The following is a 26556-nucleotide window of genomic DNA, read 5'->3' on the forward strand; positions in this document are numbered from 1 at the left end:
CGATGACCGTTCACAGCGAGGGCCCGATCGTCGTCGGGATCGACGGATCGGAGGAGGCACTGAAGGCGACCCGCTGGGCGGCGGGCGAGGCGCTGCGGCGCGACCGGCCGGTCCGACTCGTCGCGGCCGTGCCGTGGTCGTCGTTCCGGGCGCTCGGTCCGCTGGCGATGGAGGCGGACGAGCCGCGCGAGGCGGCGTTCCGGGTGGCCCGCGAGCAGATCGAGCTGGCCGCCGCGGAGGCGGCCCGGACGCTGCCGCGCGACCGGGTCGACGGCGACGTGCGTGACGGGCGGCCCGCGACGGTGCTGGGCGCAGCGTCCGAGGACGCGTCCCTGCTCGTGGTGGGCGACCGCGGTCGCGGCGGGTTCGCGGGCCTGGTGGCCGGCTCGGTCGCGGTGTCGGTGTCCGCGACGGCACGCTGCCCGGTCGTCGTCGTGCGCGGCGTCCTCGGTCCGGATGGCGCCCCGGTCGTCGTCGGCGTGAGCGACGCCGCCGACGGCGTGGCCGCGCTCGGGTTCGCGTTCGCGCAGGCCTCGGAGCGCGGGGCACCGCTGGTCGCCGTGCGTGCCTGGAGCGACGAGGTGCCCGGCCCGGCGGCGGGGTTCCTGGACCGGACCGAGCTCGAACGCAACGAGTCCGCCGCGCTGCGGGAGGCGCTCGCCCCCTGGCGGCGCCGGTTCCCCGCGGTGGCGGTCCGGGAGCACCTCGTGGTCGACCGGCCGGCGGAGGCGCTGGTGACCGGGTCGGCCGGGGCACAGTTGCTCGTCGTCGGGTCCCGTGGCCACGGCGAGCTGGTCGGGACGCTGCTCGGGTCGGTGAGCCGGGCGGCCGTCCATCACGCGCACTGCCCGGTCGCCGTCGTCCGGGCCGTCGAGCACGGTGAGGAGCAGAAGTGACCGACGGGGACGGCGTGCCGCCGTGGGACGACGACGAGCTGGCCGGGGTGGACGCCTGGTGGCGGGCCGCGAACTACCTGACGGTCGCCCAGATCTACCTGGCCGCGAACCCGCTGTTGCGCGAGCCGCTGCTGGCCGGGCACGTCAAGCCCCGGTTGCTGGGGCACTGGGGGACCAGTCCCGGGCTGTCGTTCGTGTACGCCCACGCCAACCGCCTGATCCGGCACACCGGCCAGCGGATGATCTATCTGGCCGGCCCGGGACACGGCGGTCCAGCCCTGGTCGCGGCCTCGTGGCTGGAGGGCCACTACAGCGAGATCTACCCGAGGGTCGGCCGCGACGCGACGGGGCTGGCCCGCCTGTGCCGGCAGTTCTCCACCCCGGGCGGCATCCCGAGCCACGTGTCGGTGACCACCCCCGGCTCGATCCACGAGGGCGGCGAGCTCGGCTACGTGCTGGTGCACGCGTTCGGGGCGGTGTTCGACGCCCCGGACCTGATCGCGCTGGCCGTGGTCGGCGACGGCGAGGCGGAGACCGGCCCGCTCGAGGGCTCCTGGAAGGGCGTGTCGTTCCTGGACCCGCGCCACGACGGAGCGGTCCTGCCGGTGCTGCACCTCAACGGGGCCAAGATCTCCGGCCCGACCGTGCTGGCCCGCAAGCCGCCGGAGGAGGTGCGGTCGTTGCTGGAGGGGCACGGCTACGACGTGCTCGAGGTCTCCGGCGACGACCTGCCCGGCATGCACCAGCGCTTCGCCACCGGGCTGGCGGAGGCGTACGACCGGATCCGTGCCATCCAGCGCCGTGCCCGCGAGGGCGGCCCGCAGGACCGCCGGGAGCGACCGCGGTGGCCGGCGATCGTGCTCCGCACGCCGAAGGGCTGGACCGGGCCGGAGGAGGTCGACGGCGTCCGGGTCGCCGGTACGTTCCGCTCCCACCAGGTGCCACTGGCCGGGGTACGGGAGCGGCCGGAGCACCTCGCGCTGCTCGAGCGCTGGATGCGCTCCTACCGCCCGGAGGAGCTGTTCGACGCCGAGGGCGCGCCGACCCCGGTCGTCGAGGCCGGGAACGTCCCGGCGGAGCTGCGGATGAGCGCGTCCCCGCAGGCCAACGGCGGCCTGCTGACCCGTGACCTCGACCTGCCCGACGTGCGGGGGTACGCGCTCGACGTGCTCCGCCCCGGGACGGTGCGCGCGGAGTCCACCCGGCAGCTCGGCGAGCTGCTGCGCGAGATCTACACCCGCAACCCGGACCGCTTCCGGTTGTTCTGTCCGGACGAGACGACCAGCAACCGGCTGGGCGCCGTGTTCGAGGTCGAGAACCGGGCGTTCGCCGAGCGGACCGAGCCGGACGACGTGGCCGTCGAGCACGGCGGTCGGGTGATGGAGGTGCTCTCCGAGCACAACTGCCACGGCTGGCTGGAGGGCTACACCCTCACCGGCCGGCACGGCCTGTTCGCGACCTACGAGGCGTTCGCGATGGTCAGCGCGTCGCAGACGGTGCAGCACGCGAAGTGGCTCGAGGAGGCAGGCGAGCTCGCCTGGCGGGCGCCGGTGCCCAGCCTCAACGTGCTGCTGACCTCCACCGCGTGGCGCAACGACCACAACGGCTTCTCCCACCAGGGGCCGGGCCTGATCCAGAACGTGCTCACCCAGCGCGGCACCGTGTCGCGCATCTACCTGCCGCCCGACGCCAACTGCCTGCTGGCCGTGTCCGAGCGGGTGCTGCGCTCCCGGTCGCGGGTCAACCTCGTCGTGATCGACAAGCAGTCGCAGCTGCAGTGGCTCGACCTCGAGTCCGCGCGGGCGCACTGCGCCGCCGGGGCGGGTGTCTGGGACTGGGCGGGCACCGACCACGACACCGACGACCCGGACGTCGTGCTCGCCTGTGCCGGGGACGTGGTGACGATGGAGACCGTGGCCGCGGCGGCGATCCTGGCCGAGCGGCTGCCCCGGCTGCGGGTCCGGGTGGCGAACGTCGTCGACCTGATGAGCCTGGTCCGGCCGCGCGACCATCCGCACGGGATGAGCGAGCGGCGCTTCCGCGAGGTATTCACCGACGACGTCGACGTCGTGTTCGCGTTCCACGGTTTCCCCGGCGCGGTCCACCAGCTGGTGCACGGTCGCCCGCGCGCGGACCGCTTCCACGTGCGCGGGTTCGTCGAGCAGGGCAGCACGACGACGCCGTTCGACATGGTCGTGCGCAACGGCGCCTCCCGTTACCACCTGGTCGTGGACGCGCTGAACAACGCGCGCCGGACACCGCGTGGCGCCGGTGACCTCGTCGACTGGTGCACCGCGCAGCTGGCCCGCCACCAGGAGTACGTCGTCGAGCACCTGGAGGACATGCCGGAGGTGCGCGACTGGACGCTCGGCGACTGGGCGCACCGGTCCTGATGCGCGTCCTGGTCGTCAACGCCGGTTCCAGCAGCCTGAAGCTGTCGCTTCTGGACGTCCAGGACGGGACGCCGGACCCGCGGCCGGTCGCGGCGCGCACCGTCGAGCGGTGGGCCGGTGAGGAGGAGCTCGCGCCGATCGAGGAGTTCCTGTCCGGTGTGGACGGTCCGGTGGACGTCGTCGGGCACCGCGTCGTGCACGGCGGCCCCACGCTGTCCGGACCCACCGCGCTGGACGGCGGGACGCTGGACCGGCTCGCCGCGCTCACCGAACTCGCCCCGCTGCACCAGCCGCGGTCGCTGGCCGGGGTGCGGGCGGTGACGCGCCTGCTGCCCGCGGTCCCGGCGGTGGCGGCGTTCGACACCGCGTTCCACGCCACGCTGGACCCGGCCGCGTCGACCTACGCGCTGCCGCGGGAGTGGAACCGCAGGTGGGGTCTGCGCCGCTACGGCTTCCACGGGCTGTCGCACGCCTACGCGGTGCGGCGCGCCGCCGCCCTCGTCGGGCGCCCGGTGGAGGACCTGCGCGTCGTGAGCGCGCACCTCGGCGCCGGCGCGTCCCTCGCCGCGGTGGACCGCGGTCGCAGCGTGGACACGACGATGGGGTTCACCCCGCTGGCCGGGCTGGTGATGGCGACCCGCTCGGGTTCGGTCGACCCGGGGCTGCTGCTGTGGCTGCTCGCGCGCGGCGGTGTCGGGATCGACGACCTCGCCGACGCGCTCGAGCACCGGGCCGGGCTCGCGGGGCTGACCGGCACCACCGGTGACATGCGGGACGTGCTCGCCGCGCGGGCCGCGGGCGACGCGGACGCCGCGCTCGCGCTGGACGTGTTCGGGCACCGCCTCGCCCGGGAGGTCGCCGCCATGACGGCCGCCACCCGGGGGATCGACGTGCTCGTGGCGACCGGCGGTGTCGGCGAGCACGCGGCCCCGGTTCGTGCCGACCTCGCCGACCGGCTCGCGCACCTGGGCGTCCGGATCGACCCGGCGCGCAACGCCGACGCGCGCGGCGACGCCCGGATCTCCGCCGTGGGCGCCGAGGTCGAGACCGTGGTCGTGACCGCCCGCGAGGACCTGGAGATCGCGCGGGCGGCCGCCGCGGTCCACGCCTGACCCCGCGGTCACGACCGGCGTCAACGCCCCTGCCGTCGGGCGAGCGCGCGGACCAGCCTGCCCGCCGGGAGCCCCGCGAACAGGCTGACCTCCTCGATCGGCGTGGTGTCCTCGTCGAGGAACGCCAGCGCGGTGGCCGTGCGGGTGCCGTCGAGGAGGGCGTCGACGGTGCGCTCCCACAGGCCGGGGTCGTCGCGCAGCGACCCGAGCAGGGCGCCGTCGAGCAGGCGGTGACGCCGGTCAGGGCCGGGGACGTCCAGCGGGTGGCCGTGGCGCGCGACGGACGCGGCGATCGCCGCCGCGTCGCGTTGGATGCGATCGCACGCGTAGCCGGTGGCGGCCTTGACCAGGCCACCTCGTTCGCCGACGGTCAGGACGCGTCCCCTGCGACGCCGGGTCGGGCGCGAGCGCAGCGGCAGCGTCGCCCGCTCGACCCGTTCCACCACGTGCTCCCGGCAGCCGAGGACGTCGTGCAGGTAGGCGGCGACCGCCGCGGCCGAGCGGTCCGGGTCCGGAGCGGTGGCCTCCGGTGCGAGGAACGTGGTGTGCTCGACCAGCGCGCGGCGCGGCCCGTCGGGGAGCACGTAGACGAACGAGGCCCCGTCGACCTGCGGGGTGCGGAAGTCGAGCAGGGTCGGTGTCGAGGGGTCGAACACGGGGTCCGCCGTGCGCACGTACAGCCCGTGGAAGGCCAGCCGGGCGTCGAGCGGTGGCGGGTCCGGCGGCCCGAGGACCGAGTCGAGCACCCAGTCGGCCGGCACCGCCTCACCGTCGACGTGCACCGCGACCCCGTCCGGACGGTCCTCGATCCGCTCGACGTGCCCGGTACGGAACGCGAACCGGTCGTCGCCCGCGGTCGCGGACTCCACCAGCCCGCGCAGGTCGGCGCCGCGCATCCGCCGGTACCGGTAACCGTCGAGGTCCAGTACGCGGTCCCGTCCGCCCGCGCAGACGCGGAGCCGATCGAACCGCGCCGAGACGGCGGGGTCCAGGGTGTGCGGTCCCCGCGCCCAGAACGCCCACGCGGCGTCGTCGACCGGGCGGGAGCCGTCGTCGACGACCAGGACCGAGATCGGTCGGCGCACGCGCGCCGCGAGCTGCACGACGACGCAGCTACCGGCCAGGCCGCTGCCGGCGACGACGATCCGCACCGGACGTCCGCGGTCGGTGGTCCCGGAACGTGACATGGCCGCAGCCTGCTCGCCCGCAGGCAGGCGCGACAGGGCACTAGGTCCCGGCGGGTCCCGGCCGCCGCTCGTCGCCGTCCGGTCCGTCCCCTGACCGGCAGAGGGCCTCGAGCTCGGCGCCCAGGTCGGTGGCCAGCGCGTCCAGCTCGGGGCAGGCCTCGGGATCGGCGACGACCGCCAGCGCCAGCGTCCCGGCGTAGGACAGGGCCGCGACGACGACGGGGACGTTGCCCGTCGTCGACACGACGGGCACGATCTCGCGTACCCGCGCGCCCAGGAACGCGACCGGCGCCCCCGGTCCACGCAGGTCGGTCACGAACGTCGTGACCAGGCGCTGGCGGGCGAGCAGCCACGGCAGCGCGCCGGTCGCCGCGACGGCCCGGAACGCGGCGTCGAGCAGGAACGCGGACGCCCCGCGCGGCGCCGACCGGCGTCCGGCCGTCCGCCGCGCGACCGTGGCCAGACGGGTGTGCGGAGTACCCGTGGTGGGCACCGATACGGGCTGCGCGCCGACCGCGTTGCCCAGCCGCCCGGCGTCGGTGCGGCGCCGGGACGACACCGGAACCGAGACGACGATCTCCCCGGCGCCGTCTCCGCGCCCGCCCAGCAGGTGGCCGACGGCGCCGGCCACGGCCGCGAGCACGACGTCGTTGACCGTGCCGCCGTGCCGGTGCGCCGCGGCACGCACGGCGGACAGGTCGGCGCGGACCACCCGCAGCGCGCGCCGCGCGCCGACCGGGCCGTTCAACGACGACCGCGGCGCGCGCGGCGCACGCGCCGCGCGGAGCTCGCCCGCGGCGTCCCGGACCCTGCGCAGTCCCCGCGCCAGGTGGGTCGCGGCCCGCACGCGCGCGGCGAGCGCGTCGGCGAACAGGCGGTGTGGTGCCGGGGGTCTCCTGGGGAACGGGTCGTGCTCGTCGGGCGGGGCGTCGTCGAGCAGCCGTGCCAGCGCGGCGAGCCCTCCGACGCCGTCGGCGAGCACGTGGTGGACCACCAGGACGACCGCGCCGCGGTCCCCTGCCAGACCGGTGACCACGACGGCGCCCCATGCCGGGTGGTCGAGCGGCAGGCGGGTGCCGACGGACCGGACCGCGATGTCGAGCAGCGCGGCCTCGTCACCCGGCGGCGGGCACCGCGCCTCGGACACGTGCCGTCCGACGGCGAACCCCGGATCGTCGACCCACACCGGGCGCCCGCACAGCGGTGGCGTGCGCACGAGCCGACGACGCAGCCGCGGCACCGACCGGACCCGGTCGGCCAGCGCGCGACGCACGGCGGCGGCGTCGAGGGGGCGGTCGGTCACGAGCAACGCGCCGACCTGCCACGGCACCGGACCGCGGTCGACCGCGAGCTGGAGCAGGTCGGAGGGACTCGCCCGGTCGATCGGATCGACCGCACCCGCACGGAGCCGCGCGCTCGACATCTCGACCTCCCGGGACGGGTCGACCCGTGGTCGGGCCGTGCGGCCAGGATGGCGGTCCCCCGGGGACGACGGCAGCGGCGTCCGTCCGGGGCCGGCGAGGTCGAACGTCCCGGTGTTCGCGGGCGGGCCGTCCGCCCGTCCTCAGTCGACCCGGTGGGCCGGGCGGGCCTCCTGCGGCAGCACACCCCACTCGATGAGCTGGTCGGTCAGCTCGCCGGGGGACATGTCGTAGATGATCGCGAGCGAGCGCAGGTCCTCGGCGCGGATCGAGAGGACCTTGCCGTTGTAGTCGCCGCGCTGGCTCTGGATGGCGGCCGCGTAGCGGGCCAGCGGGCCCACCTTGTCCGCGGGGAGCTGCTGCAGCCGCTCCAGGTTGATGACGATCTTCGTGGCCGGCTCGCTCCCGGACGGGATCCGACCCTCCGGCAGCAGCTCGGCCACCGGGACGCCGTAGAAGTCGGCCAGCTCGGCCAGCTTCTGCACGGTGACCGCACGGTCCCCGCGCTCGTAGGAGCCGACGACGACCGCCTTCCAGCGTCCACCCGACTTCTGCTCGACGCCGTGCAGCGACAGCCCCTGCTGCTGCCGGATGGCCCGGAGCTTGCCCCCCAGAGCCTTGGCGTAGTCGCCCATGTGGCGATCCCTTCGTTCCCTCGTAACGTCCTCGACCCGGCCGGGGTTCGGTCGGTCCGCGGGGCGGCCGACCGGCAGCGGGTCACTGAGACGGCGCCGCACGGTCCGTATCCCGTGGTCGCACACCCTCACGTTCACCAATTGATACGGAGAGTAATCCTCCGGGTCCGGTCCGGCGTGGTCAAGCTGATACCCCTCCTCGGGGCGGTGACGAGGCATTTCCTACCCGAACGGGGCAACGCTCGTCCCTCGTCGGCGGTAGCGCAGGGTTCCACCTCGCAAATTCGGTCCCGGTCATGCCACCGGCGACGGAGCCGCAAGCGACCGGACCGGTGTATCGCGAACCCGGGAGCACACGCCGCTGTCGAGCAGATCGTGATGGGACCGTGACACTCCGGCGCCTCCGGGTGGCTCGTCGGCGCCGCAGGCGTGGCGTTCGTCGCGTCGGGCGGTGCGTACGCGGTTCCGGCGCGTGAACGCCTGTAGGTTGACCGGCGTTGGAGACCGTCCTTTAAGCCCGTCCGGAGAGGCGGGGAAGGAGAACCTCGTGGCGCAGTACCGCCGCGGGGACGCCGGCGCGCAGGTACCCGTACGGGAACTGCTGAGTGCCGCCGACGTCACCCGCACCATCGCGCGCATCGCGCACCAGATCATCGAGAAGACGGCGTTCGGCCCGGACCGGCCGGACGACCTGGTCCTGCTCGGTGTCCCGACCCGCGGCGTGCACGTCGCGCACCGGCTGGCCGCCGCGATCCGGGACTTCACCGGCACCGCCCCGGCCGTCGGGTCCGTCGACGCCACCCTCTACCGCGACGACCTGCGGCGCGGCCCGGCCCGCGCGCTGGAGTCCACGGCCGTGCCGGAGGGCGGCGTGGACGACAAGCTCGTCGTGCTCGTCGACGACGTGCTGATGTCCGGCCGCACCACCCGCGCCGCGCTGGACGCGCTGCGCGACGAGGGCCGGCCCCGCGCCGTGCAGCTGGCCGTCCTCGTCGACCGCGGGCATCGCGAGCTCCCGATCCGCGCCGACTACGTCGGCAAGAACGTGCCGACGTCGCGCTCGGAGCGGATCGACGTCCGCCTCACCGAGTCCGACGACTCCGACGGCGTGTTCATCGAGCGCCCGTCGGGTGCGATCGACAGCGCCGACAACGGCGACAACGCCGACGGGGCGACGGAGGTGGACGAGTGAGGCACCTGCTCTCCGTCGCCGACCTGGACGCGACCGAGGCGACCGCCCTGCTGGACACGGCCGACCGGCTCCGCCAGGCGCTGCTCGGCCGCGAGGTGCGCAAGCTCCCCACGCTGCGCGGCCGCACCGTGATCACGATGTTCTACGAGAACTCCACCCGTACCCGCGTCTCGTTCGAGGTCGCCGGCAAGTGGATGAGCGCGGACACGGTGAACGTGAGCGCCTCCGGCTCGTCGGTGTCCAAGGGGGAGTCGTTGCGCGACACAGCGTTGACGCTGTCCTCGATGGGTGCGGACTGTGTGGTCGTCCGGCACCCGGCGTCCGGGTCGGCGCACCGGCTGGCGTCCTGGATCGACCGGGACCGGGAGACGACGGGCACGCCGACGTCGATCGTGAACGCCGGCGACGGCACGCACGAGCACCCCACCCAGGCGCTGCTGGACGCTGCGACGCTGCGCGACCGGCTCGGCGGGATCGCCGGGCGGCGGGTCGCGATCGTCGGCGACGTGCTGCACAGCCGGGTCGCCCGCTCGAACGTGCTGCTGCTCGCGACGCTCGGCGCCGAGGTGGTGCTCGTCGCACCGCCGACGCTGCTCCCGGTCGGCGTCGAGCACTGGCCGTGCCGGGTCTCGCACGAGCTGGACGCCGAGCTGCCCGCCGTGGACGCGGTGATGATGCTGCGCGTGCAGGCCGAGCGGATGCACGGCGGGTTCTTCCCGTCCGCGCGCGAGTACGCCGTGCGCTACGGCCTGTCCGAGACGCGCGCGGCGCTGCTGCCCGAGCACGCCGTCGTGATGCACCCCGGCCCGATGATCCGCGGCATGGAGATCGCGCCCGCGGTGGCCGACGCGCCGTCCTCCGCGGTCCTGCAGCAGGTGCGCACCGGTGTGCACGTGCGGATGGCCGTCCTCTACCACCTGCTCGCGGGAGCTCCCGAATGACCGACCTCCTGATCAAGAACGCCCGCCCGTACGGCGAGGACCCCACGGACGTCCTGGTCGTCGACGGGGTCGTCGACCGGATCGGTCCGGGGCTGGAAGCGCCCGAGGACGCCGACGTACTGGACGCCGACGGCGCCGTGCTGCTGCCCGGCTTCGTCGACCTGCACGTCCACCTGCGCGAACCGGGCGGCGAGGAGTCCGAGACGATCGAGACCGGCTCGCACGCCGCGGCGCTCGGCGGCTTCACGGCCGTGTTCGCGATGCCGAACACGGACCCGGTGGCCGACTCCGACGTCGTCGTCGAGCACGTGCACCGGCGCGGTGCCGAGATCGGGCTCGTCGACGTGCACCCGGTCGGCGCCGTGACCGTCGGGCTCGGCGGGGAGCGGCTGGCCGAGATGGGCACGATGGCCGGCTCGCGCGCCCAGGTTCGCCTGTTCTCCGACGACGGCCGCTGCGTGAACGACCCGCTGATCATGCGCCGGGCGTTGGAGTACGCCCGCGCGCTGGACGCGGTGATCGCCCAGCACGCCGAGGACCACCGGCTGACCGGCGGCGCGCAGGCGCACGAGGGCGCGGCCGCGGCCCGTCTCGGCCTGACCGGCTGGCCCGCCGCGGCGGAGGAGACCGTCGTCGCGAGGGACTGCGCGCTGGCCCGCGACGCGGGCGCCGCGCTGCACGTCTGCCACGTCAGCTCGGCCCGCACGATCGACGTGCTGCGCACCGCGAAGGCGGCCGGGGTCCGGGTGACCGCCGAGGTCACGCCGCACCACCTGCTGCTCACCGACGGGCGCCTGGCGTCCTACGACCCGGTGCACAAGGTGAACCCGCCGCTGCGCGGCGCGGACGACACCCGCGCGATGCGCGAGGCGCTGGCCGAGGGCGTGATCGACGTCGTGGCCACCGACCACGCGCCGCACGCGTCGCAGTACAAGGACACCGAGTGGGAGGTCGCCAAGCCGGGCATGCTCGGCCTGCAGACGGCACTCTCGGTGCTCGTCGAGACGATGGTCGAGCCGGGCCTGCTGGACTGGCGCGGCGTGGCCCGGGTGCTGTCCGAGCGCCCTGCCGAGATCGGCGGGCTGCCCGACCAGGGACGACCGGTCGCCGAGGGCGAGCCGGCGACGTTCGCGCTCGTCGACCCGGACGCCGTCTGGACGGTCCGCGGGGCCGCGCTGGCGAGCCGGGCGTCGAACACTCCGTACGAGGGAATGCGACTGCCCGGTGCGGTGGTCGCGACGGTTCTGCGTGGCCGAGTGACGGCGCGGGACGGGAAGGTGCAGGCATGACGGGGGAGACGGCGGGGGACGGCACGGCGGTCCTGGTCCTGGAGGACGGGCGGATCTTCCGCGGGGAGCCGTACGGCGCGGTCGGGGAGTCGCTCGGCGAGGCCGTGTTCACCACCGGCATGACCGGCTACCAGGAGACGCTGACCGACCCCTCGTACCACCGCCAGATCGTGCTGCAGACCGCGCCGCAGATCGGCAACACCGGCTGGAACGGCGAGGACGACGAGTCCGCGAGGATCCAGGTCGCCGGCTACGTCGTGCGGGACCCGGCACGCACGCCGTCGAACTGGCGGGCGACGGGCTCGCTGGGCGACGCGCTGCGGGCACAGGGCGTCGTCGGAGTGGCCGGGATCGACACCCGCGCCGCCGTCCGGCACCTGCGCGAGCACGGCGCCATGCGGGCGGGCGTGTTCTCCGGTCCGTCGCTGGCCGGCGGTGTCAGCGACGACGTGCTGGTCGACCGCGTGCGGCAGAGCCCGCCGATGGAGGGCGCCGACCTCTACGGCGCGGTCACCACGGCCGAGCCGTACATCGTCCCGGCGGTGGGGGAGCGGCGGTTCGTCGTGGCCGCCCTGGACGTCGGGATCAAGTACAACACCCCGCGGATGCTGGCGGCCCGCGGCGTCGAGGTGCACGTGCTGCCCGCCGACACCCCGATCGAGAAGATCGACGAGCTGCGCCCCGACGGGTTCTTCCTGGCCAACGGCCCGGGCGACCCCGCGACGGCGGACGGCCCTGTGGCGCTGACGAAGCAGGTGCTGGAGCGCCGGATCCCGCTGTTCGGGATCTGCTTCGGCAACCAGATCCTCGGCCGGGCGCTCGGGCGCGGCACGTACAAGCTGCGCTACGGCCACCGCGGCATCAACATCCCGGTGATCGAGCACGCCACCGGGCGGGTGGCGATCACGTCGCAGAACCACGGGTTCGCCGTGCAGGGCGACGCGGGCGAGCGCTTCCGCACGCCGTACGGCTCCGCGGTGATCACCCACACCTGCCCGAACGACGGCTGCGTCGAGGGCCTGGCCGGGGAGGACTTCCCGGCGTTCAGCGTGCAGTACCACCCGGAGGCCGCGGCCGGTCCGCACGACGCCGCGGACCTGTTCGACCGGTTCGTGCAGCTCATGGTCGACAACCCGGTCGGCTACGCGGGAGCGGCCGGGATCCCGCTGCCCGGGGCGACCGTCCCGGACGCCGCGCAGCAGCCGGACATCGCCCAGCCGGAACCGGCCCGGCCGGATCTGCCGCAGCACGTCCCGTCGCCCCCGTCGGTGGAGGACGCCGAGACCAGCGCGCTGCCGGTGCAGGCGCCGTCCCCTGCGTCGGGTGAGCCGGAGACCAGCGCGCTGCCGGTCGTTCCGCGCTCCGGCCCCGGTGAGCCGGACCCGCTGGACCCGCTGACCGCGCCGTTCTCCGACGTGGAGGACTCGATCGGCCGCCGGGAACCGCAGGCGGAGGTCCGTCCGGAGCCGCAGGCCGACCCACCGCCGGACACCCGCAGATCCGGGCCGGTCAGCGACCGGCCGTGGCCGCCGCCCGCCGGGTCCGGCCCGTCGTCCGACGTCGAGTCCGGAGAGGAGGGCCGCTGATGCCCCGCCGCCAGGACATCGAGCACGTGATGGTGATCGGCTCCGGTCCGATCGTGATCGGGCAGGCGTGCGAGTTCGACTACTCCGGCACCCAGGCCTGCCGGGTGCTGCGCGCCGAGGGCCTGCGCGTGTCGCTGGTCAACTCCAACCCGGCGACGATCATGACGGACCCGGAGTTCGCCGACGCCACCTACGTCGAGCCGATCACGCCGGAGTTCGTGGAGAAGGTGATCGCCAAGGAGCGCCCGGACGCGCTGCTGGCCACGCTCGGCGGCCAGACGGCGTTGAACACGGCGATCGCGTTGCACGACAACGGCGTGCTGGAGCGCTACGGCGTCGAGCTGATCGGCGCCGACGTGGACGCGATCCAGCGCGGCGAGGACCGGCTGAAGTTCAAGGACATCGTGGTCGGCGTCGGCGGGGACGTCCCGCGCTCGCGGGTGTGCCACTCGATGGACGAGGTCCGCGACGCCGCCGGCGAGCTCGGCCTGCCGGTCGTGATCCGCCCCAGCTTCACGATGGGCGGGCTCGGCTCCGGCATGGCGCACACCGAGGCCGACCTGGAGCGGCTGGCGTCCACCGGCCTGTCCGCGTCCCCGGTCACCGAGGTGCTGATCGAGGAGTCGGTGCTCGGCTGGAAGGAGTTCGAGCTCGAGCTGATGCGCGACCACCGCGACAACGTGGTGGTCGTCTGCTCGATCGAGAACCTCGACCCGATGGGTGTGCACACCGGCGACTCGATCACCGTCGCGCCCGCCATGACGCTGACCGACCGCGAGTACCAGCACATGCGCGACGTCGGGATCGCCGTGCTGCGCGCCGTCGGCGTGGACACCGGCGGCTGCAACATCCAGTTCGCCGTGCACCCGGAGACCGGCCGCCTGGTCGTGATCGAGATGAACCCGCGGGTGTCCCGGTCCTCGGCGCTGGCGTCGAAGGCGACCGGGTTCCCGATCGCCAAGATCGCGGCGCGACTGGCCGTCGGCTACACGCTCGACGAGATCCGCAACGACATCACCGGCGAGACGATCGCCGCGTTCGAGCCCACATTGGACTACGTCGCGGTCAAGATCCCGCGCTTCGCGTTCGAGAAGTTCCCGGGCGCCGACCCCGAGCTGACGACGACGATGAAGTCGGTCGGCGAGGCGATGGCGCTCGGCCGGTCGTTCCCGGAGGCGCTCGGCAAGGCGCTGCGCTCGATGGAGACGCCGGCGACCGGGTTCTGGACCGTGCCCGACCCGCACGGCGAGCCCGCCGTGCGCACCCCGGTGGACGGCCGGATCTACGAGATCGAGCGGGCGCTCCGCAGTGGACGGTCGGTCGCGGACGTGTCGGCGGAGTCCGGTGTGGACCCGTGGTTCACCGACCAGGTCGCGCTGCTCGGCGAGCTCCGCGCGGAGCTGGAGGCGGCGCCGGTGCTGGACGCCGCGCTGCTGCGCCGCGCGAAGCGCCACGGGCTCTCGGACCGGCAGCTCGCCGTCATCCGGCCGGAGTTCGCCGGTGAGGACGGCGTGCGGGCACTGCGGCACCGCCTGGGCATCCGGCCGGTGTTCAAGACGGTGGACACGTGCGCCGCCGAGTTCGCGGCGAGGACCCCGTACCACTACAGCGCCTACGAGACCGACCCGGCGGCCGAGTCCGAGGTCGAGCCGCAGACGTCGAAGCCGAAGGTGGTGATCCTGGGGTCCGGCCCGAACCGGATCGGGCAGGGCATCGAGTTCGACTACTCCTGCGTGCACGCGGTGATGGCGTTGCGCGAGGCCGGGTTCGAGACCGTGATGGTCAACTGCAACCCGGAGACCGTGTCCACCGACTACGACACGGCCGACCGCCTCTACTTCGAGCCGCTCACGTTCGAGGACGTGCTCGAGGTGGTGCACTCCGAGCAGGAGAGCGGCACGGTCGCCGGCGTGATCGTGCAGCTCGGCGGGCAGACCCCGCTCGGGCTCGCGCAGCGGCTCACCGACGCCGGGGTCCCGGTCGTCGGGACGTCCGCGGCGGCGATCGACCTGGCCGAGGACCGCGGCGCGTTCGGCGAGGTGCTGCGCCGGGCCAAGCTGCCCGCCCCGGACTGGGGGATGGCGACGAGCTTCGAGTCGGCCCGCGAGATCGCCTCGCGGATCGGCTACCCGGTGCTCGTCCGTCCGTCCTACGTGCTCGGCGGGCGCGGCATGGAGATCGTCTACGACGAGTCGTCGCTGGCCGGGTACATCGCGCGCGCCACGACCGTCTCCCCGGACCGCCCGGTGCTCGTCGACAACTTCCTCGACGACGCGATCGAGATCGACGTCGACGCGCTGTGCGACGGCGACGAGGTGTTCCTCGGCGGCGTGATGGAGCACATCGAGGAGGCTGGCGTGCACTCCGGCGACTCCTCCTGCACGCTGCCGCCGATCACGCTGGGGCGCAGCGTCACCGACCAGGTCCGCACGGCGACCGAGGCGATCGCGCACGGTGTCGGGGTGCGGGGCCTGCTGAACGTGCAGTACGCGCTGCACGGCGACGTGCTCTACGTGCTGGAGGCCAACCCGCGGGCGTCGCGGACGGTGCCGTTCGTGTCCAAGGCGACGTCGGTCCCGCTGGCCAAGGCCGCGGCCCGGATCATGCTCGGTGCGTCGATCAAGCAGCTCCGCTCCGAGGGGCTCCTGCCCTCCGACGGCGACGGCGGCCGCCCGGACCCGGACGCGCCCGTCGCGGTGAAGGAGGCGGTGCTGCCGTTCAACCGCTTCCGCACGCCGTCCGGCCAGGGCGTCGACCCGCTGCTCGGACCGGAGATGAAGTCCACCGGCGAGGTGATGGGCTTCGACGTGTCGTTCGGCCCCGCGTTCGCCAAGTCCCAGTCCGCGGCGTACGGGTCGCTGCCGGTGACCGGCTCGGTGTTCGTGTCCATCGCGGACCGGGACAAGCGCGCGATGGTGTTCCCGGTGCGACGACTGGCCGACATCGGGTTCCGCGTCCTCGCCACCGACGGCACGGCGGAGATGCTGCGCCGCAACGGGATCAAGGTCGACGTGGTGCGCAAGCACAGCGACGGGTCCACACCGGACAAGCCCACCGTCGTGGACACGATCCTGGCCGGCGACGTGGATCTGATCCTGAACACGCCGGTCGGCAATCCCGGGCCACGCGTGGACGGCTACGAGATCCGCGCGGCCGCGGTGTCCCGCGGCGTCCCGTGCATCACGACCGTCCAGGGCGCCGCGGCGGCCGTGCAGGGCATCGAGGCGCTGATCGCGGGCGGGCTGGACGTGCGGTCCCTGCAGGAGGCGCACGCTGCGCTCGCGGCCGACCACGCCCGCGTCGAGGAACCGTCGTGACGTTCGGCGACCGGCTGGGGGACGCCGTCGCCCGGTACGGCCCGCTGTGCGTCGGGGTGGACCCGCACCCCCCGCTGCTGGCGTCGTGGGGTCTCGACGACACGCCGGACGGCCTCGCCCGGTTCGCCGATGTCTGCCTGGCCGCGTTCGCCGGACAGGTGTCGACGGTCAAGCCGCAGTCGGCGTTCTTCGAGCGGCACGGCGCGGCCGGGATCGCCGTGCTGGAACGGCTCCTGGCCGGGCTGGCCGGGACCGGCACGCTGTCCGTGCTGGACGTCAAGCGCGGCGACATCGGCTCGACCATGGACGGCTACGCGGACGCCTACCTGAGGACCGGCGCGCCGCTCGGGGCGGACGCGGTGACGCTCACGCCGTACCTGGGGTTCGGGTCGCTGCGGCCCGGGCTGGACGCGGCCGCCTCCGCCGGACGCGGCGTGTTCGTGCTGGCCCGCACGTCCAACCCGGAGGGCGCCGAGGTGCAGCTCGCGCGTCCGCTGGACCCGTCGGTGCCGACCGTCGCGCAGGCGGTGGTGGACGCCGCCGCGGCCGAGAACACGGGGCCGGGAGCCGGTGCCGTCGGCGTCGTGGTGGGCGCCACGGCCGACCACGGCCTGGACCTGTCCGCGCTGAACGGGCCGGTGCTCGTGCCCGGCCTGGGTGCGCAGGGCGCCGGGCCGGCGGACGTCGCCGCACGGTTCACCGGCGTGGCCGGTCCGGTCCTTCCGTCGGCCTCACGGTCGGTGCTGGCCGCCGGACCGGACCCGCAGGCGCTGCGCGGTACGGCCGCGGCGCTGAACGACCAGCTCACGGGTGCGACGGCGGGCCGCACGCCGTGATGTCGGGCCCACGAGCCGGGCGGCTCGGCACGGACACGCCGGGCCGCGCCGGATGGAGGGCGGCGCTCGCCGACCGGACAGCGGTGCGCCGACCCGACGGCGATTCGAGCCCAGCGGCGATCCGGACCGTCGCCCGGGATGATCGCTCACCGATCGGCAAACCCTGAGGTGGGACCCCCAATGGCGTCGTGCCTGGTCTGATGGGTACGTTCGCTGAGGATCCGGGGACGTCACCCGGACTCCGACGGCGCGCCCGCCGGTCCGGATCGCCGGCCGATGGCGGAGCGTGATCGTCGGAGCGAGACCAGAAACGAGACCGGAGGAGAACCGTGGCCCTTCCCCAGCTGACCGAGGAACAGCGCGCCGCAGCGTTGGAGAAGGCGGCGGCCGCGCGCCGGGCCCGTGCCGAGCTGAAGGACCGCCTCAAGCGCGGCGGGACGACCCTCGGCGAGGTGCTCAAGCAGTCGGACACCGACGAGGTGCTCGGCAAGATGAAGGTCTCCGCCCTGCTCGAGGCCATGCCCAGCGTGGGCAAGGTCCGCGCGGCGCAGATCATGGAGCGCCTCGAGATCGCCCCGAGCCGTCGCCTGCGCGGCCTGGGCGAGCGGCAGCGCAAGGCGCTGCTCGACGAGTTCGCGGCCTGATCCGTCCCGGATGACCGACGCGCTCTCCCCCGACGGACCGACCGGCCGGCTGCTGGTCCTGGCCGGCCCGTCCGGCGTCGGGAAGAGCCGGGTGGTCTCCGAGCTGCGCCTGGCCGTCCCCGAGCTGCTGTTCAGCGTCTCGGCGACGACCCGGCCCCCGCGGACCGGCGAGGTCGACGGGCGGGACTACCACTTCGTCGACCGCGACGGTTTCGACGCGCTGATCGAGCGCGGGGACCTGCTGGAGTGGGCCGAGGTGCACGGCGGCCTGCAGCGCTCCGGTACCCCGCGCCGGCCGGTGGACGAGGCCATGGCGCAGGGCCGCCCGGTGCTCGTCGAGGTCGACCTGCAGGGTGCGCGGTCGGTGAAGGCGGCCGTGCCGGAGGCGGTCACCGTGTTCCTCGCGCCGCCGTCGTTCGAGGAGCTCTCGCGGCGGCTCACCGACCGCGGGACCGAGTCGCCGGAGCAGCGGGAACGCCGTCTGCGGACCGCCGTCGAGGAGATGGCGGCCCAGGACGAGTTCGACGTCGTCGTGGTGAACGACGACGTGCAGTCCGCCGTCGGACGGTTGGTAGACTTGGTGGTCGGCCGCGGAGTTCCGGCCGTCCCCGCACCTCCCGCGCCGAGCGCGCCGTCCCGCAACCTTCCTCAGGAGTGACTCAGTGAGCACGCCGATGACCGGCACCCCCGTGGGCCAGGCCCCCGAGGGCATCACCAACCCCCCGATCGACGACCTGCTGGGCCAGGTCAGCTCGAAGTACGCGCTGGTCATCTACGCGGCCAAGCGCGCCCGCCAGATCAACGACTACTACTCGCAGCTCGGCGAGGGCCTGCTCGAGTACGTCGGCCCGCTCGTCGAGCCGGGCCCGCGCGAGAAGCCGCTGTCGATCGCCATGCGGGAGATCCAGTCCGGCATGCTCGAGCACACCGAGGGTGAGTAGTACACCTCCGCAGGTACTGCTCGGCGTCTCCGGCGGCATCGCCGCCTACAAGAGCGCCGAGCTCCTGCGTCGGCTGACCGAGTCCGGGCACGCCGTGCGCGTGCTGCCGACCGAGGCGGCGCTGGAGTTCGTCGGCGCCGCCACGTTCGAGGCGCTCTCCGGGCAGCCGGTCGCCTCCGGCGTGTTCTCCGACGTTCCGTCGGTCCAGCACGTGCGCCTCGGCAAGGAGGCGGACCTCGTCGTCGTCGCACCGGCGACCGCGGACCTGATGGCGCGTCTCGCGCACGGCCGCTCCGACGACCTCCTGACCGCGGCGCTGCTCACCGCGCGCTGCCCGATGCTGCTGGCGCCCGCGATGCACACCGAGATGTGGGAGCACCCCGCCACCCGGGACAACGTCGCGCTGCTGCGCTCGCGCGGGACGGTCGTGCTGGAGCCGGCGTCCGGCCGCCTGACCGGCAAGGACACCGGACCCGGCCGCCTGCCGGACCCGGCCGAGATCTTCGAGTTCTCGCACCTGCTGCTGGAGCGGGCGGACGCGCTGCCGCGTGACCTGGAGGGCAGGCACGTCGTGGTCAGTGCCGGTGGCACCCGGGAGCCGCTGGACCCGGTCCGCTATCTCGGCAACCGGTCGTCGGGCCGCCAGGGGTACGCGATCGCACGGGTCGCGGCGCAGCGCGGCGCGCGCGTGACGCTCGTCGCGGGACACACGGCCGAGCTGGCCGACCCGGCCGCCGTGCACGTCGTGCACGCGCCGACCGCGCGGGAGATGCAGGTCGCGATGCACGAGGCGGCCACCGACGCGGACGCCGTCGTGATGGCCGCGGCGGTGGCGGACTTCCGGCCGGTCGACCTCGCCGAGAACAAGATCAAGAAGGGTGGCGGCGAGGTGCCGCCACTGCGGCTGGCGGAGAACCCGGACATCCTCGCCGGGCTCGTGCGCGAGCGTCCGGCCGGGCAGGTCGTCGTCGGGTTCGCCGCGGAGACCGGCGACGAGACCGGTGGCCCACTGCACCACGGCCGGGAGAAGCTGCGCCGGAAGGGCTCCGACCTGCTGGTGGTGAACGCCGTCGGGGACGGCAAGGCGTTCGAGGTCAGCGACAACGCCGGGTGGCTGCTCGGCGCGGACGGCGGCGAGCAGGAGATCCCGAACGGCTCGAAGGCCCTGCTCGCGTCCCGGCTGTGGGACGCCGTCCGCGCCCGCCTGTAGGGCCTACCGGCCGGTGAGGCCGCCGACCGCGTCTGCGCCGCCGCTGCCGGTGGCCTCGGGGGCGTCGCGGTCGCCGGTGCGACCGGAATCACTCTGACCGGAGGAGCCCTCGCGCGCGGACGAATCCCGGTCCCGGTCCTGACCGGCCGGCGACGTGCTCCGGCGGCCGTCCGAGTCGTCGGTCGTGTTCGGCGCCGTGCGCCCCTGCGAGGCGGAGCCGGTCTTCACGTACTTCTCCGACGCCCAGCCGCCGAACTCGTCGAGCTGGACGAAGCCGTTCTTCGTGGCGCCGACCCGGGTGCTCTGGCCCTTCTCGCAGGTACCGACGACGGGAGCGGTCTTCGACGGCTCCGAGCGCACCTTCACGGTGTCGGTGCAGGTGCCGGTGCCTGCCGCGGACGCGGTGCCGGCGACCGCGATCCCGGCGGACGTCCCGCAGACGGCGAGCGCGGTGACGGCGAGCGTGATCCGACGTCGAGTGTTCATCCGATGACCTCCTGGGTGGACCCGGCTCCGTGGCCGTGGCAACTGAGCTGACGCATCTGGCGGGATGCGTTGCTCTGTCCGGTCCAACGACTGGGGGATGCCGGGATGCGTGATCCGTGCGGCAATCACCACATCCGGCGACCCGGGGTGACGACATCTAGGGCGATGTCACGCTGTGTGACTACTTTCTGATTCTCCATCCCGGACGGACGGCGGTTCTGCACTAGGGTTGACCGCCAGAGGTCGCGCTGATCATGAGCGCGGCCGTGTGAAGCGCGGCGATCCGGCCGCGACAGTCGAATCGGATGGAGTACAGCGCGTGGCGAACACGAGCCGTCGGTTGTTCACGAGCGAGTCGGTGACCGAGGGTCATCCCGACAAGATCTGCGACGCGATCAGCGACTCGGTCCTCGACGCGATGCTCGAGCAGGATCCGAGCAGCCGTGTCGCGGTCGAGACGATGGTCACGACCGGTCAGGTGCACGTGGCCGGTGAGGTGACCACCACCGCCCAGCCGGACATCAACCAGATCGTCCGCAACCGGATCCTGGAGATCGGGTACGACTCGTCGGCCAAGGGCTTCGACGGCACCACCTGTGGTGTCAACATCGCCATCGGCGCCCAGTCCCCGGACATCGCGCAGGGTGTCGACACGGCCTACGAGAAGCGCGTCGAGTCCGCCGAGGACGAGATCGCGAAGCAGGGCGCCGGTGACCAGGGCATGATGTTCGGCTACGCCTGCATGGACACGCCGGAGCTCATGCCGCTGCCGATCGCGCTGGCGCACCGGCTGTCCCGCCGCCTCACCGAGGTGCGCAAGAACGGCACGCTGCCGTACCTGCGTGCGGACGGGAAGACCCAGGTCACGATCGCCTACGAGGGCGAGAAGCCGGCCGGCATCGAGAACGTCGTCGTGTCCTCGCAGCACGCGGCGGACGTCGACCTCGACGGGATGCTGACCCCGGACATCCTCCAGCACGTCGTCACGCCGGAGGTGGAGGCGCTGGGCTGGGACCCGTCGGCGCCGAAGCTGCTGGTCAACCCGACCGGCCGGTTCGTCACCGGCGGTCCGATGGGTGACGCGGGCCTGACCGGCCGCAAGATCATCGTCGACACGTACGGCGGCATGGGCCGTCACGGCGGTGGCGCGTTCTCCGGCAAGGACCCGTCGAAGGTGGACCGCTCGGCCGCGTACGCGATGCGCTGGGTGGCCAAGAACGCGGTCGCCGCGGGTCTCGCGCAGCGGCTCGAGGTCCAGGTCGCGTACGCGATCGGCAAGGCGGCCCCGGTCGGCCTGTTCGTCGAGACGTTCGGCACCGAGAACGTGGACCCGGCGAAGATCCAGGCCGCGATCGAGGAGGTCTTCGACCTTCGCCCGGCCGCGATCATCCGCGACCTGAAGCTCCTGCGTCCGATCTACGCCCCGACCGCCGCGTACGGCCACTTCGGCCGCACCGACGTCGAGCTGCCGTGGGAGGACACTTCGCGTGCCGACGCCCTGAAGTCGGTCGCCGGTAGCTGATCTGTCCGACGCCCGTGGCCGGGTCCGGTTCGCCGGACCCGGCCACGCGTGTGCCCGGGCGGTGATCCCGCACCGCACGGATGTGGCGGTCGTGCGGTGGTCCGGGCGTGATCCCGGCGGCGGCGGCGTCGCGATCGCCGTGGCCGCGTCGCCGGCGGCGCGCCGAGCCCGGCGGGGACGGTCGAGCGGCCGTGCCCCGCGCCGGTGATCGGCGGGACGGTCCGGATGCGGGCGGATTCCCGCCTCGATCCGGACGCTTTCGCTGATCACGGGCTGCGTGCACCCGAGAATGTCGGTGGGTCGGCGCATGCTCCGGCACGTGAGCCCCACCTGCACCGACCCACACGCCGCCCGGCCCGCCGGTCCGCGCGCCGGTCCGTGGCGGGCCGGGTCCGGGTGGTCTGGTAGACCCCGGAGCGTGAGCACCCCACCGGCGAGCCGGACCCGAGGCGAATGGCGGCCCGCGCCGTCGGCGCCGGTGGCCCGCGTCGTCGTCGACGTCGGGCTCGCCCACCTGGACCGTCCCTTCGACTACCGCGTACCCGCGCATCTCGACGCCGACGCCGTCCCCGGCGTGCGTGTGCGCGTGCGGTTCGCCGGGCGACTGGTCGACGGGTTCCTGCTCGACCGGGCCGAGGAGTCGGCCCACACCGGGCGCCTGGCCTGGGTGGACAAGGTCGTGTCCCCGGAGCCGGTGCTCACGCCGGAGGTCGAGCGGCTGTGCCGCTCCGTCGCGGACCGCCAGGCGGGCATGCTCACCGACGTGCTGCGGCTCGCGGTCCCGCCGCGGCACGCGCGGGTGGAGAAGGAGACGCCCCGCTCGCGGACCGAGACGCCGCCGCTGCCGGATCCCGATCCGGACGGCTGGACGTCGTACCCGCGTGGATCCGCGCTGCTGGACGCGTTGTCCGGAGGCCGGGTCGCGCACGCCGTCTGGCAGGCGCTGCCGGGGGAGACCTGGGCCGTGCGGCTCGCCGAGGCGGCCGTCGCGACGCTGAGCGCGGGGCGGAGCGCGCTGCTGGTCGTCCCGGACCAGCGCGACGTCGACGTGCTGGAGGCCGCCTGCGCCGCCCGTGTCGGTGCGGACGGGGTCGTCGCACTCAGCGCCGACCTCGGTCCCGCAGAGCGCTACCGGCGCTGGCTGGCCGTGCGCCGCGGCGCCGTCCGCGTCGTGGTCGGGACGCGGTCGGCAGCGTTCGCGCCGCTGTCCGGGCTGGGCCTGCTCGCCATCTGGGACGACGGTGACGACTCGCACACCGAACCGCGCGCCCCCTACCCGCACGTGCGGGACGTGCTGGTGCTGCGCGCGCACCAGGCCGGTGCGGCGCTGCTCGTCGGCGGGTTCGCCAGGACGGCGGAGGCCCAGGTGCTCGTCGCGACGGGGTGGGCCAGCGAGGTGATGGCCGACCGGGCCACGGTGCGGGCGCGCTCGCCCCGGGTCACCGCGATCGGCGAGACCGACACCCAGCTCGCCAGGGACCCGACGGCCCGTGCGGCCCGCGTCCCGGCCGTCGCGTTCGAGGCCGCCCGCGCCGCGCTCGGGAGCGAACGACCGGTCCTGGTGCAGGTGCCGCGGTCCGGGTACCTGCCATGGCTCGCGTGCGCGACGTGCCGGGAGACGGCCCGGTGCCGGCACTGCGCCGGCCCTCTCGGCCTGCCCCAGCCGTCCTCGGCGAACGGATCCGGACCGGACCGCCCGTCCTTCTCCGGCCGTGGCGCTCGGTCCACGTCGGCGGTCGAGGATCGAGCCGGCGGTCGCGGGGCCGCTCCCGACACCGTTGCGGGCGGCGCCCGACCCGGGCGAGCAGAGGCGGCCGACGCCGCGAGGCCCGGCGGTCGGGTACCCGACGGTGCGGGGCCGGTCGGCGCGGGATCCGGGCGGGGCGCGCCCGCTGATGCCGCGGCCGCCGGGCTCCCGCACTGCCGGTGGTGCGGGCGGGCCGAGCCGGCGTTCCGGTGTGCCGGGTGTGGGTCCCGGCGGCTGCGCGCCGGCGTGGTCGGTGCCGGACGGACGGCCGACGAGCTGGGCCGCGCGTTCCCGGGCGTCACGATCCGGACGTCCGGAGGTGGCGCGCCGGTGCTGGACGCGGTGCCCGCCGGTCCGTCGCTGGTGGTCGCCACGCCGGGTGCCGAACCGGCCGTCGACGGTGGCTACGGCGCCGCCCTCCTGCTGGACGGCTGGGCGATGCTGTCCCGGCCCGACCTGGCCGTGGCCGAGGAGACGCTGCGCCGCTGGATGGGCGCCGCGGCGGCCGTCGTCCCGCACGCCGACGGCGGGCGGGTCGTGGTCGTCGCGGACTCCTCGCTCCCCACGGTGCAGGCGCTCGTGCGATGGGACCCGGCCGGCCACGCGGTCGACGAGCTCGCCGCCCGCGCCGAGGTGGGGTTCCCTCCCGCGGTGCGGATGGCTGCCGTCGAGGGTGCCGCCGACGCCGTTGCCGAGACCGTCGACGCCGTGACCGCGTCCGCCGACGCGCCGGAGTCGCTGGAGCTGCTCGGCCCGGTCGAGATCGACCCGCCGGACCGGCCCGGCGAGCGCCCCCCTGGATCGGACGACCAGCTGCGCGAACGCATGCTGCTGCGCGTGCCGCGGGCCGACGGCAGGCGCCTCGCCGCCGCGCTGGCGGCGGCCCAGGCGGGCCGCAGCGCCCGCAAGGCCACCGATACGGTCCGTGTGCGGATGGATCCGACCGGCATCGGCTGACGGGTGTTCCGCCGCCATCGGGCGGTCCGCGCCGAGGTGGCAGAATCGGACGGCGGCATCCGCACCCGGCCAACTGTGAGCAGCGAGGGAGAGACCTGTGGCGATCCAGCCCGTCCGGCTCTTCGGCGACCCGGTCCTGCGCACCCGTGCGACCGAGGTCGAGTCGTTCGACGCCGAGCTGCGCCGTCTCGTCTCCGACCTCATGGACACGATGCACGACGAGGGCGGTGCCGGCCTGGCCGCGCCGCAGATCGGCGTGAGCGCGCGGGTGTTCGTCTACGACGCCGACGGCTTCACCGGTCATCTGGTGAATCCGACGTGGGAGGCGGTCGGGGACGAGGACCAGCTCGGAATGGAGGGGTGCCTGTCCATCCCGGGCCTGGGATGGGACTGCCGCCGGCGGCTGCGTGTCGTGGCCCGCGGGTTCGACATGCACGGCGAGCCACTCGTCGTCGAGGGCAGCGAGATGCTCGCCCGCGCCATCCAGCACGAGACCGACCACCTCGACGGTGTCCTGTTCGTCGACCGGCTCGACCCGGAGACCCGCAAGCAGGCGATGCGCGAGATCCGCGAGGCGGCCTGGTTCGACGAGCCGGAGCCGGTCGTGAAGGCCAGCCCGCACCCGCTGTTCGGCAAGGCCCGATGAGACTGGTCTTCGCCGGCACCCCGGAGCCGGCGGTGCCGTCCCTGCGGGCGCTGCTCGACTCGCCCCGCCACGACGTCGTCGCCGTGCTGACCCGGCCGGACGCCCGAGCCGGACGTGGCCGCAAGGTCGTGCGGTCGCCCGTCGCGTCGCTCGCCGACGAGGCCGAGCTGCCGGTGTGGCAGCCGCGTCGCCCGTCGGACCCGGAGTTCCTGGACGCGCTGCGCGAGGCCGCGCCGGACTGCGTGCCGGTCGTCGCCTACGGCGCGCTCGTGCCGCGCACCGCCCTGGACGTTCCGGCGAACGGCTGGGTGAACCTGCACTTCTCGGTGCTGCCCGCCTGGCGCGGTGCCGCACCGGTGCAGGCCTCGATCCGGGCGGGCGACGACGTGACCGGTGCGACGACGTTCCGCCTCGAGGAGGGCATGGACACCGGCCCGACGTTCGGCGTGGTGACCGAGACCGTCGGCCCGTCGGACACGGCGGGCGACCTGCTCGGCCGGCTCGCGATCTCCGGGGCCGGCTTGCTCACGGCCACGCTGGACGGCATCGAGGACGGCACGGTGCAGGCCGTCCCGCAGCCGGCCGACGGGGTGTCGACGGCTCCGAAGGTCACGACCGCCGACGCGCGGGTGGACGTGAAGTCCTCGGCCGTCGTCGTCGACCGGCTGGTCCGCTCCGTCACGCCCGATCCGGGCGCCTGGGTGGAGTTCCGCGGCGAGCGGCTCGGTGTCGGTCCGGTCGCCCCGTTGCGGACCGGCACGGCGGACGTGGTGCTCGCTCCCGGCGAGCTGCGTGTGGAGCGCAAGCGGGTGCTGGCCGGGACGTCGACGGTCCCGGTGGAGCTCGGTGAGGTCCGTCCGGTCGGCAAGCGCGCCATGGCGGCCACGGACTGGGCGCGCGGCGCCCGCATCGAGGCGGGGGAGACGCTCGCGTGACCGGTTCCGCGGGGCACGACGGCGGACGGATCGGCAACGCGGGGCCGGTGGCGAACGGGACCGGGCCGACGGCGGGCTCGAACGAGACGCGGCCCGACCCGGTCCGGCCGGCGTCCGGCGCGACGGCGCCGGTGGCGGGAGTGGCACGGACGACGGGGATGATCCGTCCGGTGCCGACGACCCGGCGCCGCGGGAACGGCGAGGAGACACGGTGAGCGAGCAGGATCCGGAGCGTCGGGAGGGCGAGGCGCCCGGCTCCGGCCGGGGCGAGAGCGATCGGCAGTCGGGCGGGGGCGCCGGCTCCGGCCGTCGTGGCGACGGCGGCCAGAACCGCGGAGCTGGTCGCGGACGGGACGCCGGACGCGGCGCGCAGGACCGACGGGGTGGATCCGGCGGGCAGGACCGACGGGGCGGATCCGGCGGGCAGGACCGACGGGGTGGACCCGGCGGGCAGGACCGACGGGGTGGACCCGGCGGGCAGGACCGACGGGGCGGATCCGGCGGGCAGGACCGACGGGGCGGACCCGGCGGATCGGACCGCCGCGGAGGACCCGGCGGATCGGACCGCGGTGGTGCGCGCGGCGGGCCCGACCGCGGTGGTGCGCGCGACGGGGCCGACCGCCGAGGTGGACGCCCCGATGGCGACGACCGTCCCGGTCGTGC

At 74.7% G+C, this 26556-nt stretch carries 21 protein-coding genes and 1 pseudogene; 18 read left to right on the forward strand and 4 right to left on the reverse strand.

Translation table 11 applies throughout. The annotated features are described in order from the left end of the window. Positions 1–2: 2 nt before the first annotated feature. Genes EV378_RS33450 through EV378_RS33460 form a run of 3 tightly spaced genes read left to right on the forward strand, consistent with a single transcriptional unit; the run spans position 3 to position 4401 of the window. Positions 3–896, forward strand: coding sequence for a universal stress protein (locus tag EV378_RS33450; RefSeq protein WP_132431806.1), 894 nt, complete (start codon positions 3–5; stop codon positions 894–896). Next, a complete protein-coding gene (locus EV378_RS33455; RefSeq protein ID WP_132431808.1) occupies positions 893–3289 on the forward strand; it encodes a phosphoketolase family protein in 2397 nt (798 codons plus the stop codon). The genes EV378_RS33450 and EV378_RS33455 overlap by 4 nt, the downstream gene beginning before the upstream one ends. Continuing rightward, positions 3289–4401 carry an acetate/propionate family kinase gene (locus tag EV378_RS33460; RefSeq protein ID WP_132431810.1) on the forward strand — a complete coding sequence of 371 codons (1113 nt, stop codon included), beginning with the start codon at positions 3289–3291 and terminating at the stop codon, positions 4399–4401. Before EV378_RS33455 ends, EV378_RS33460 begins: the two co-directional genes overlap by 1 nt. 20 nt (positions 4402–4421) lie before the next feature. Here EV378_RS33460 and EV378_RS33465 read toward each other — a convergent pair whose 3' ends face one another. The 3 genes from EV378_RS33465 to bldD all read right to left on the reverse strand — a co-directional run bounded on the left by EV378_RS33465 (position 4422) and on the right by bldD (position 7644). Further along, positions 4422–5588: a lycopene cyclase family protein gene (locus EV378_RS33465; RefSeq protein WP_243653886.1), complete on the reverse strand. Its 1167-nt coding sequence runs from the start codon at positions 5586–5588 to the stop codon at positions 4422–4424. 40 nt (positions 5589–5628) lie between these two features. Then, positions 5629–7011 (reverse strand): wax ester/triacylglycerol synthase domain-containing protein, encoded by a 1383-nt coding sequence (locus EV378_RS33470; RefSeq protein WP_132431812.1) that lies wholly within the window; start codon positions 7009–7011, stop codon positions 5629–5631. 141 nt (positions 7012–7152) lie between these two features. Then, positions 7153–7644 carry a transcriptional regulator BldD gene (gene bldD / locus EV378_RS33475; RefSeq protein ID WP_132431814.1) on the reverse strand — a complete coding sequence of 164 codons (492 nt, stop codon included), beginning with the start codon at positions 7642–7644 and terminating at the stop codon, positions 7153–7155. Positions 7645–8191: 547 nt separating this feature from the next. On the opposite strand from bldD, the gene pyrR reads away from it, so the two are divergent. From pyrR to coaBC, 10 genes and pseudogenes are all read left to right on the forward strand, one after another. Continuing rightward, on the forward strand, positions 8192–8836 hold the full coding sequence (gene pyrR, locus EV378_RS33480; protein ID WP_279389674.1) for a bifunctional pyr operon transcriptional regulator/uracil phosphoribosyltransferase PyrR: 645 nt from the start codon (positions 8192–8194) through the stop codon (positions 8834–8836). Continuing rightward, positions 8833–9777, forward strand: coding sequence for an aspartate carbamoyltransferase catalytic subunit (locus EV378_RS33485; RefSeq protein WP_132431816.1), 945 nt, complete (start codon positions 8833–8835; stop codon positions 9775–9777). The genes pyrR and EV378_RS33485 overlap by 4 nt, the downstream gene beginning before the upstream one ends. Beyond that, positions 9774–11066: a dihydroorotase gene (locus EV378_RS33490; RefSeq protein ID WP_132431818.1), complete on the forward strand. Its 1293-nt coding sequence runs from the start codon at positions 9774–9776 to the stop codon at positions 11064–11066. The genes EV378_RS33485 and EV378_RS33490 overlap by 4 nt, the downstream gene beginning before the upstream one ends. Next, positions 11063–12190: pseudogene (carA, locus tag EV378_RS33495) on the forward strand (glutamine-hydrolyzing carbamoyl-phosphate synthase small subunit); the annotation flags it as partial. The gene EV378_RS33490 and the pseudogene carA, both read left to right, overlap by 4 nt. Positions 12191–12651: 461 nt before the next feature. Beyond that, the gene (gene carB / locus EV378_RS33500) at positions 12652–15969 is read left to right on the forward strand and encodes a carbamoyl-phosphate synthase large subunit (protein ID WP_132431822.1); all 3318 of its coding nucleotides are present in this window, start codon (positions 12652–12654) and stop codon (positions 15967–15969) included. After that, on the forward strand, positions 15966–16805 hold the full coding sequence (pyrF, locus tag EV378_RS33505) for an orotidine-5'-phosphate decarboxylase (RefSeq protein ID WP_132431824.1): 840 nt from the start codon (positions 15966–15968) through the stop codon (positions 16803–16805). Before carB ends, pyrF begins: the two co-directional genes overlap by 4 nt. A 329-nt stretch (positions 16806–17134) precedes the next feature. Continuing rightward, complete coding sequence (gene mihF / locus EV378_RS33510) at positions 17135–17449, forward strand: integration host factor, actinobacterial type (RefSeq protein ID WP_132431826.1); 315 nt, start codon at positions 17135–17137, stop codon at positions 17447–17449. A gap of 10 nt (positions 17450–17459) precedes the next feature. Then, on the forward strand, positions 17460–18107 hold the full coding sequence (gene gmk, locus EV378_RS33515; RefSeq protein ID WP_132431828.1) for a guanylate kinase: 648 nt from the start codon (positions 17460–17462) through the stop codon (positions 18105–18107). 16 nt (positions 18108–18123) lie between these two features. Next, a complete protein-coding gene (rpoZ, locus tag EV378_RS33520; RefSeq protein ID WP_132431830.1) occupies positions 18124–18390 on the forward strand; it encodes a DNA-directed RNA polymerase subunit omega in 267 nt (88 codons plus the stop codon). Then, positions 18383–19600, forward strand: coding sequence for a bifunctional phosphopantothenoylcysteine decarboxylase/phosphopantothenate--cysteine ligase CoaBC (gene coaBC, locus EV378_RS33525; protein ID WP_132431832.1), 1218 nt, complete (start codon positions 18383–18385; stop codon positions 19598–19600). The genes rpoZ and coaBC overlap by 8 nt, the downstream gene beginning before the upstream one ends. A 3-nt stretch (positions 19601–19603) precedes the next feature. On the opposite strand, the gene EV378_RS33530 is transcribed toward coaBC, so the two are convergent. Further along, on the reverse strand, positions 19604–20086 hold the full coding sequence (locus EV378_RS33530; protein ID WP_132431834.1) for an SH3 domain-containing protein: 483 nt from the start codon (positions 20084–20086) through the stop codon (positions 19604–19606). 319 nt (positions 20087–20405) lie between these two features. Here EV378_RS33530 and metK point away from each other — a divergent pair, with 319 nt between their 5' ends. The 5 genes from metK to EV378_RS33555 all read left to right on the forward strand — a co-directional run bounded on the left by metK (position 20406) and on the right by EV378_RS33555 (position 26108). Beyond that, positions 20406–21608, forward strand: a complete 1203-nt coding sequence (metK, locus tag EV378_RS33535; protein ID WP_132431836.1) for a methionine adenosyltransferase — start codon at positions 20406–20408, stop codon at positions 21606–21608. Positions 21609–22026: 418 nt separating this feature from the next. Then, complete coding sequence (locus tag EV378_RS33540) at positions 22027–24312, forward strand: primosomal protein N' (RefSeq protein ID WP_243653887.1); 2286 nt, start codon at positions 22027–22029, stop codon at positions 24310–24312. A 97-nt stretch (positions 24313–24409) separates the two neighbouring features. Continuing rightward, the gene (gene def, locus EV378_RS33545) at positions 24410–24958 is read left to right on the forward strand and encodes a peptide deformylase (RefSeq protein WP_132431838.1); all 549 of its coding nucleotides are present in this window, start codon (positions 24410–24412) and stop codon (positions 24956–24958) included. After that, positions 24955–25893 (forward strand): methionyl-tRNA formyltransferase, encoded by a 939-nt coding sequence (locus EV378_RS33550; RefSeq protein ID WP_132431840.1) that lies wholly within the window; start codon positions 24955–24957, stop codon positions 25891–25893. The genes def and EV378_RS33550 overlap by 4 nt, the downstream gene beginning before the upstream one ends. Next, positions 25890–26108: a hypothetical protein gene (locus tag EV378_RS33555; RefSeq protein ID WP_132431842.1), complete on the forward strand. Its 219-nt coding sequence runs from the start codon at positions 25890–25892 to the stop codon at positions 26106–26108. The genes EV378_RS33550 and EV378_RS33555 overlap by 4 nt, the downstream gene beginning before the upstream one ends. The last annotated feature ends 448 nt before the right edge of the window (positions 26109–26556 follow it).

The sequence above is a fragment of the Pseudonocardia endophytica genome (genome assembly GCF_004339565.1).
Classification (GTDB): Bacteria; Actinomycetota; Actinomycetes; order Mycobacteriales; family Pseudonocardiaceae; genus Pseudonocardia; species Pseudonocardia endophytica.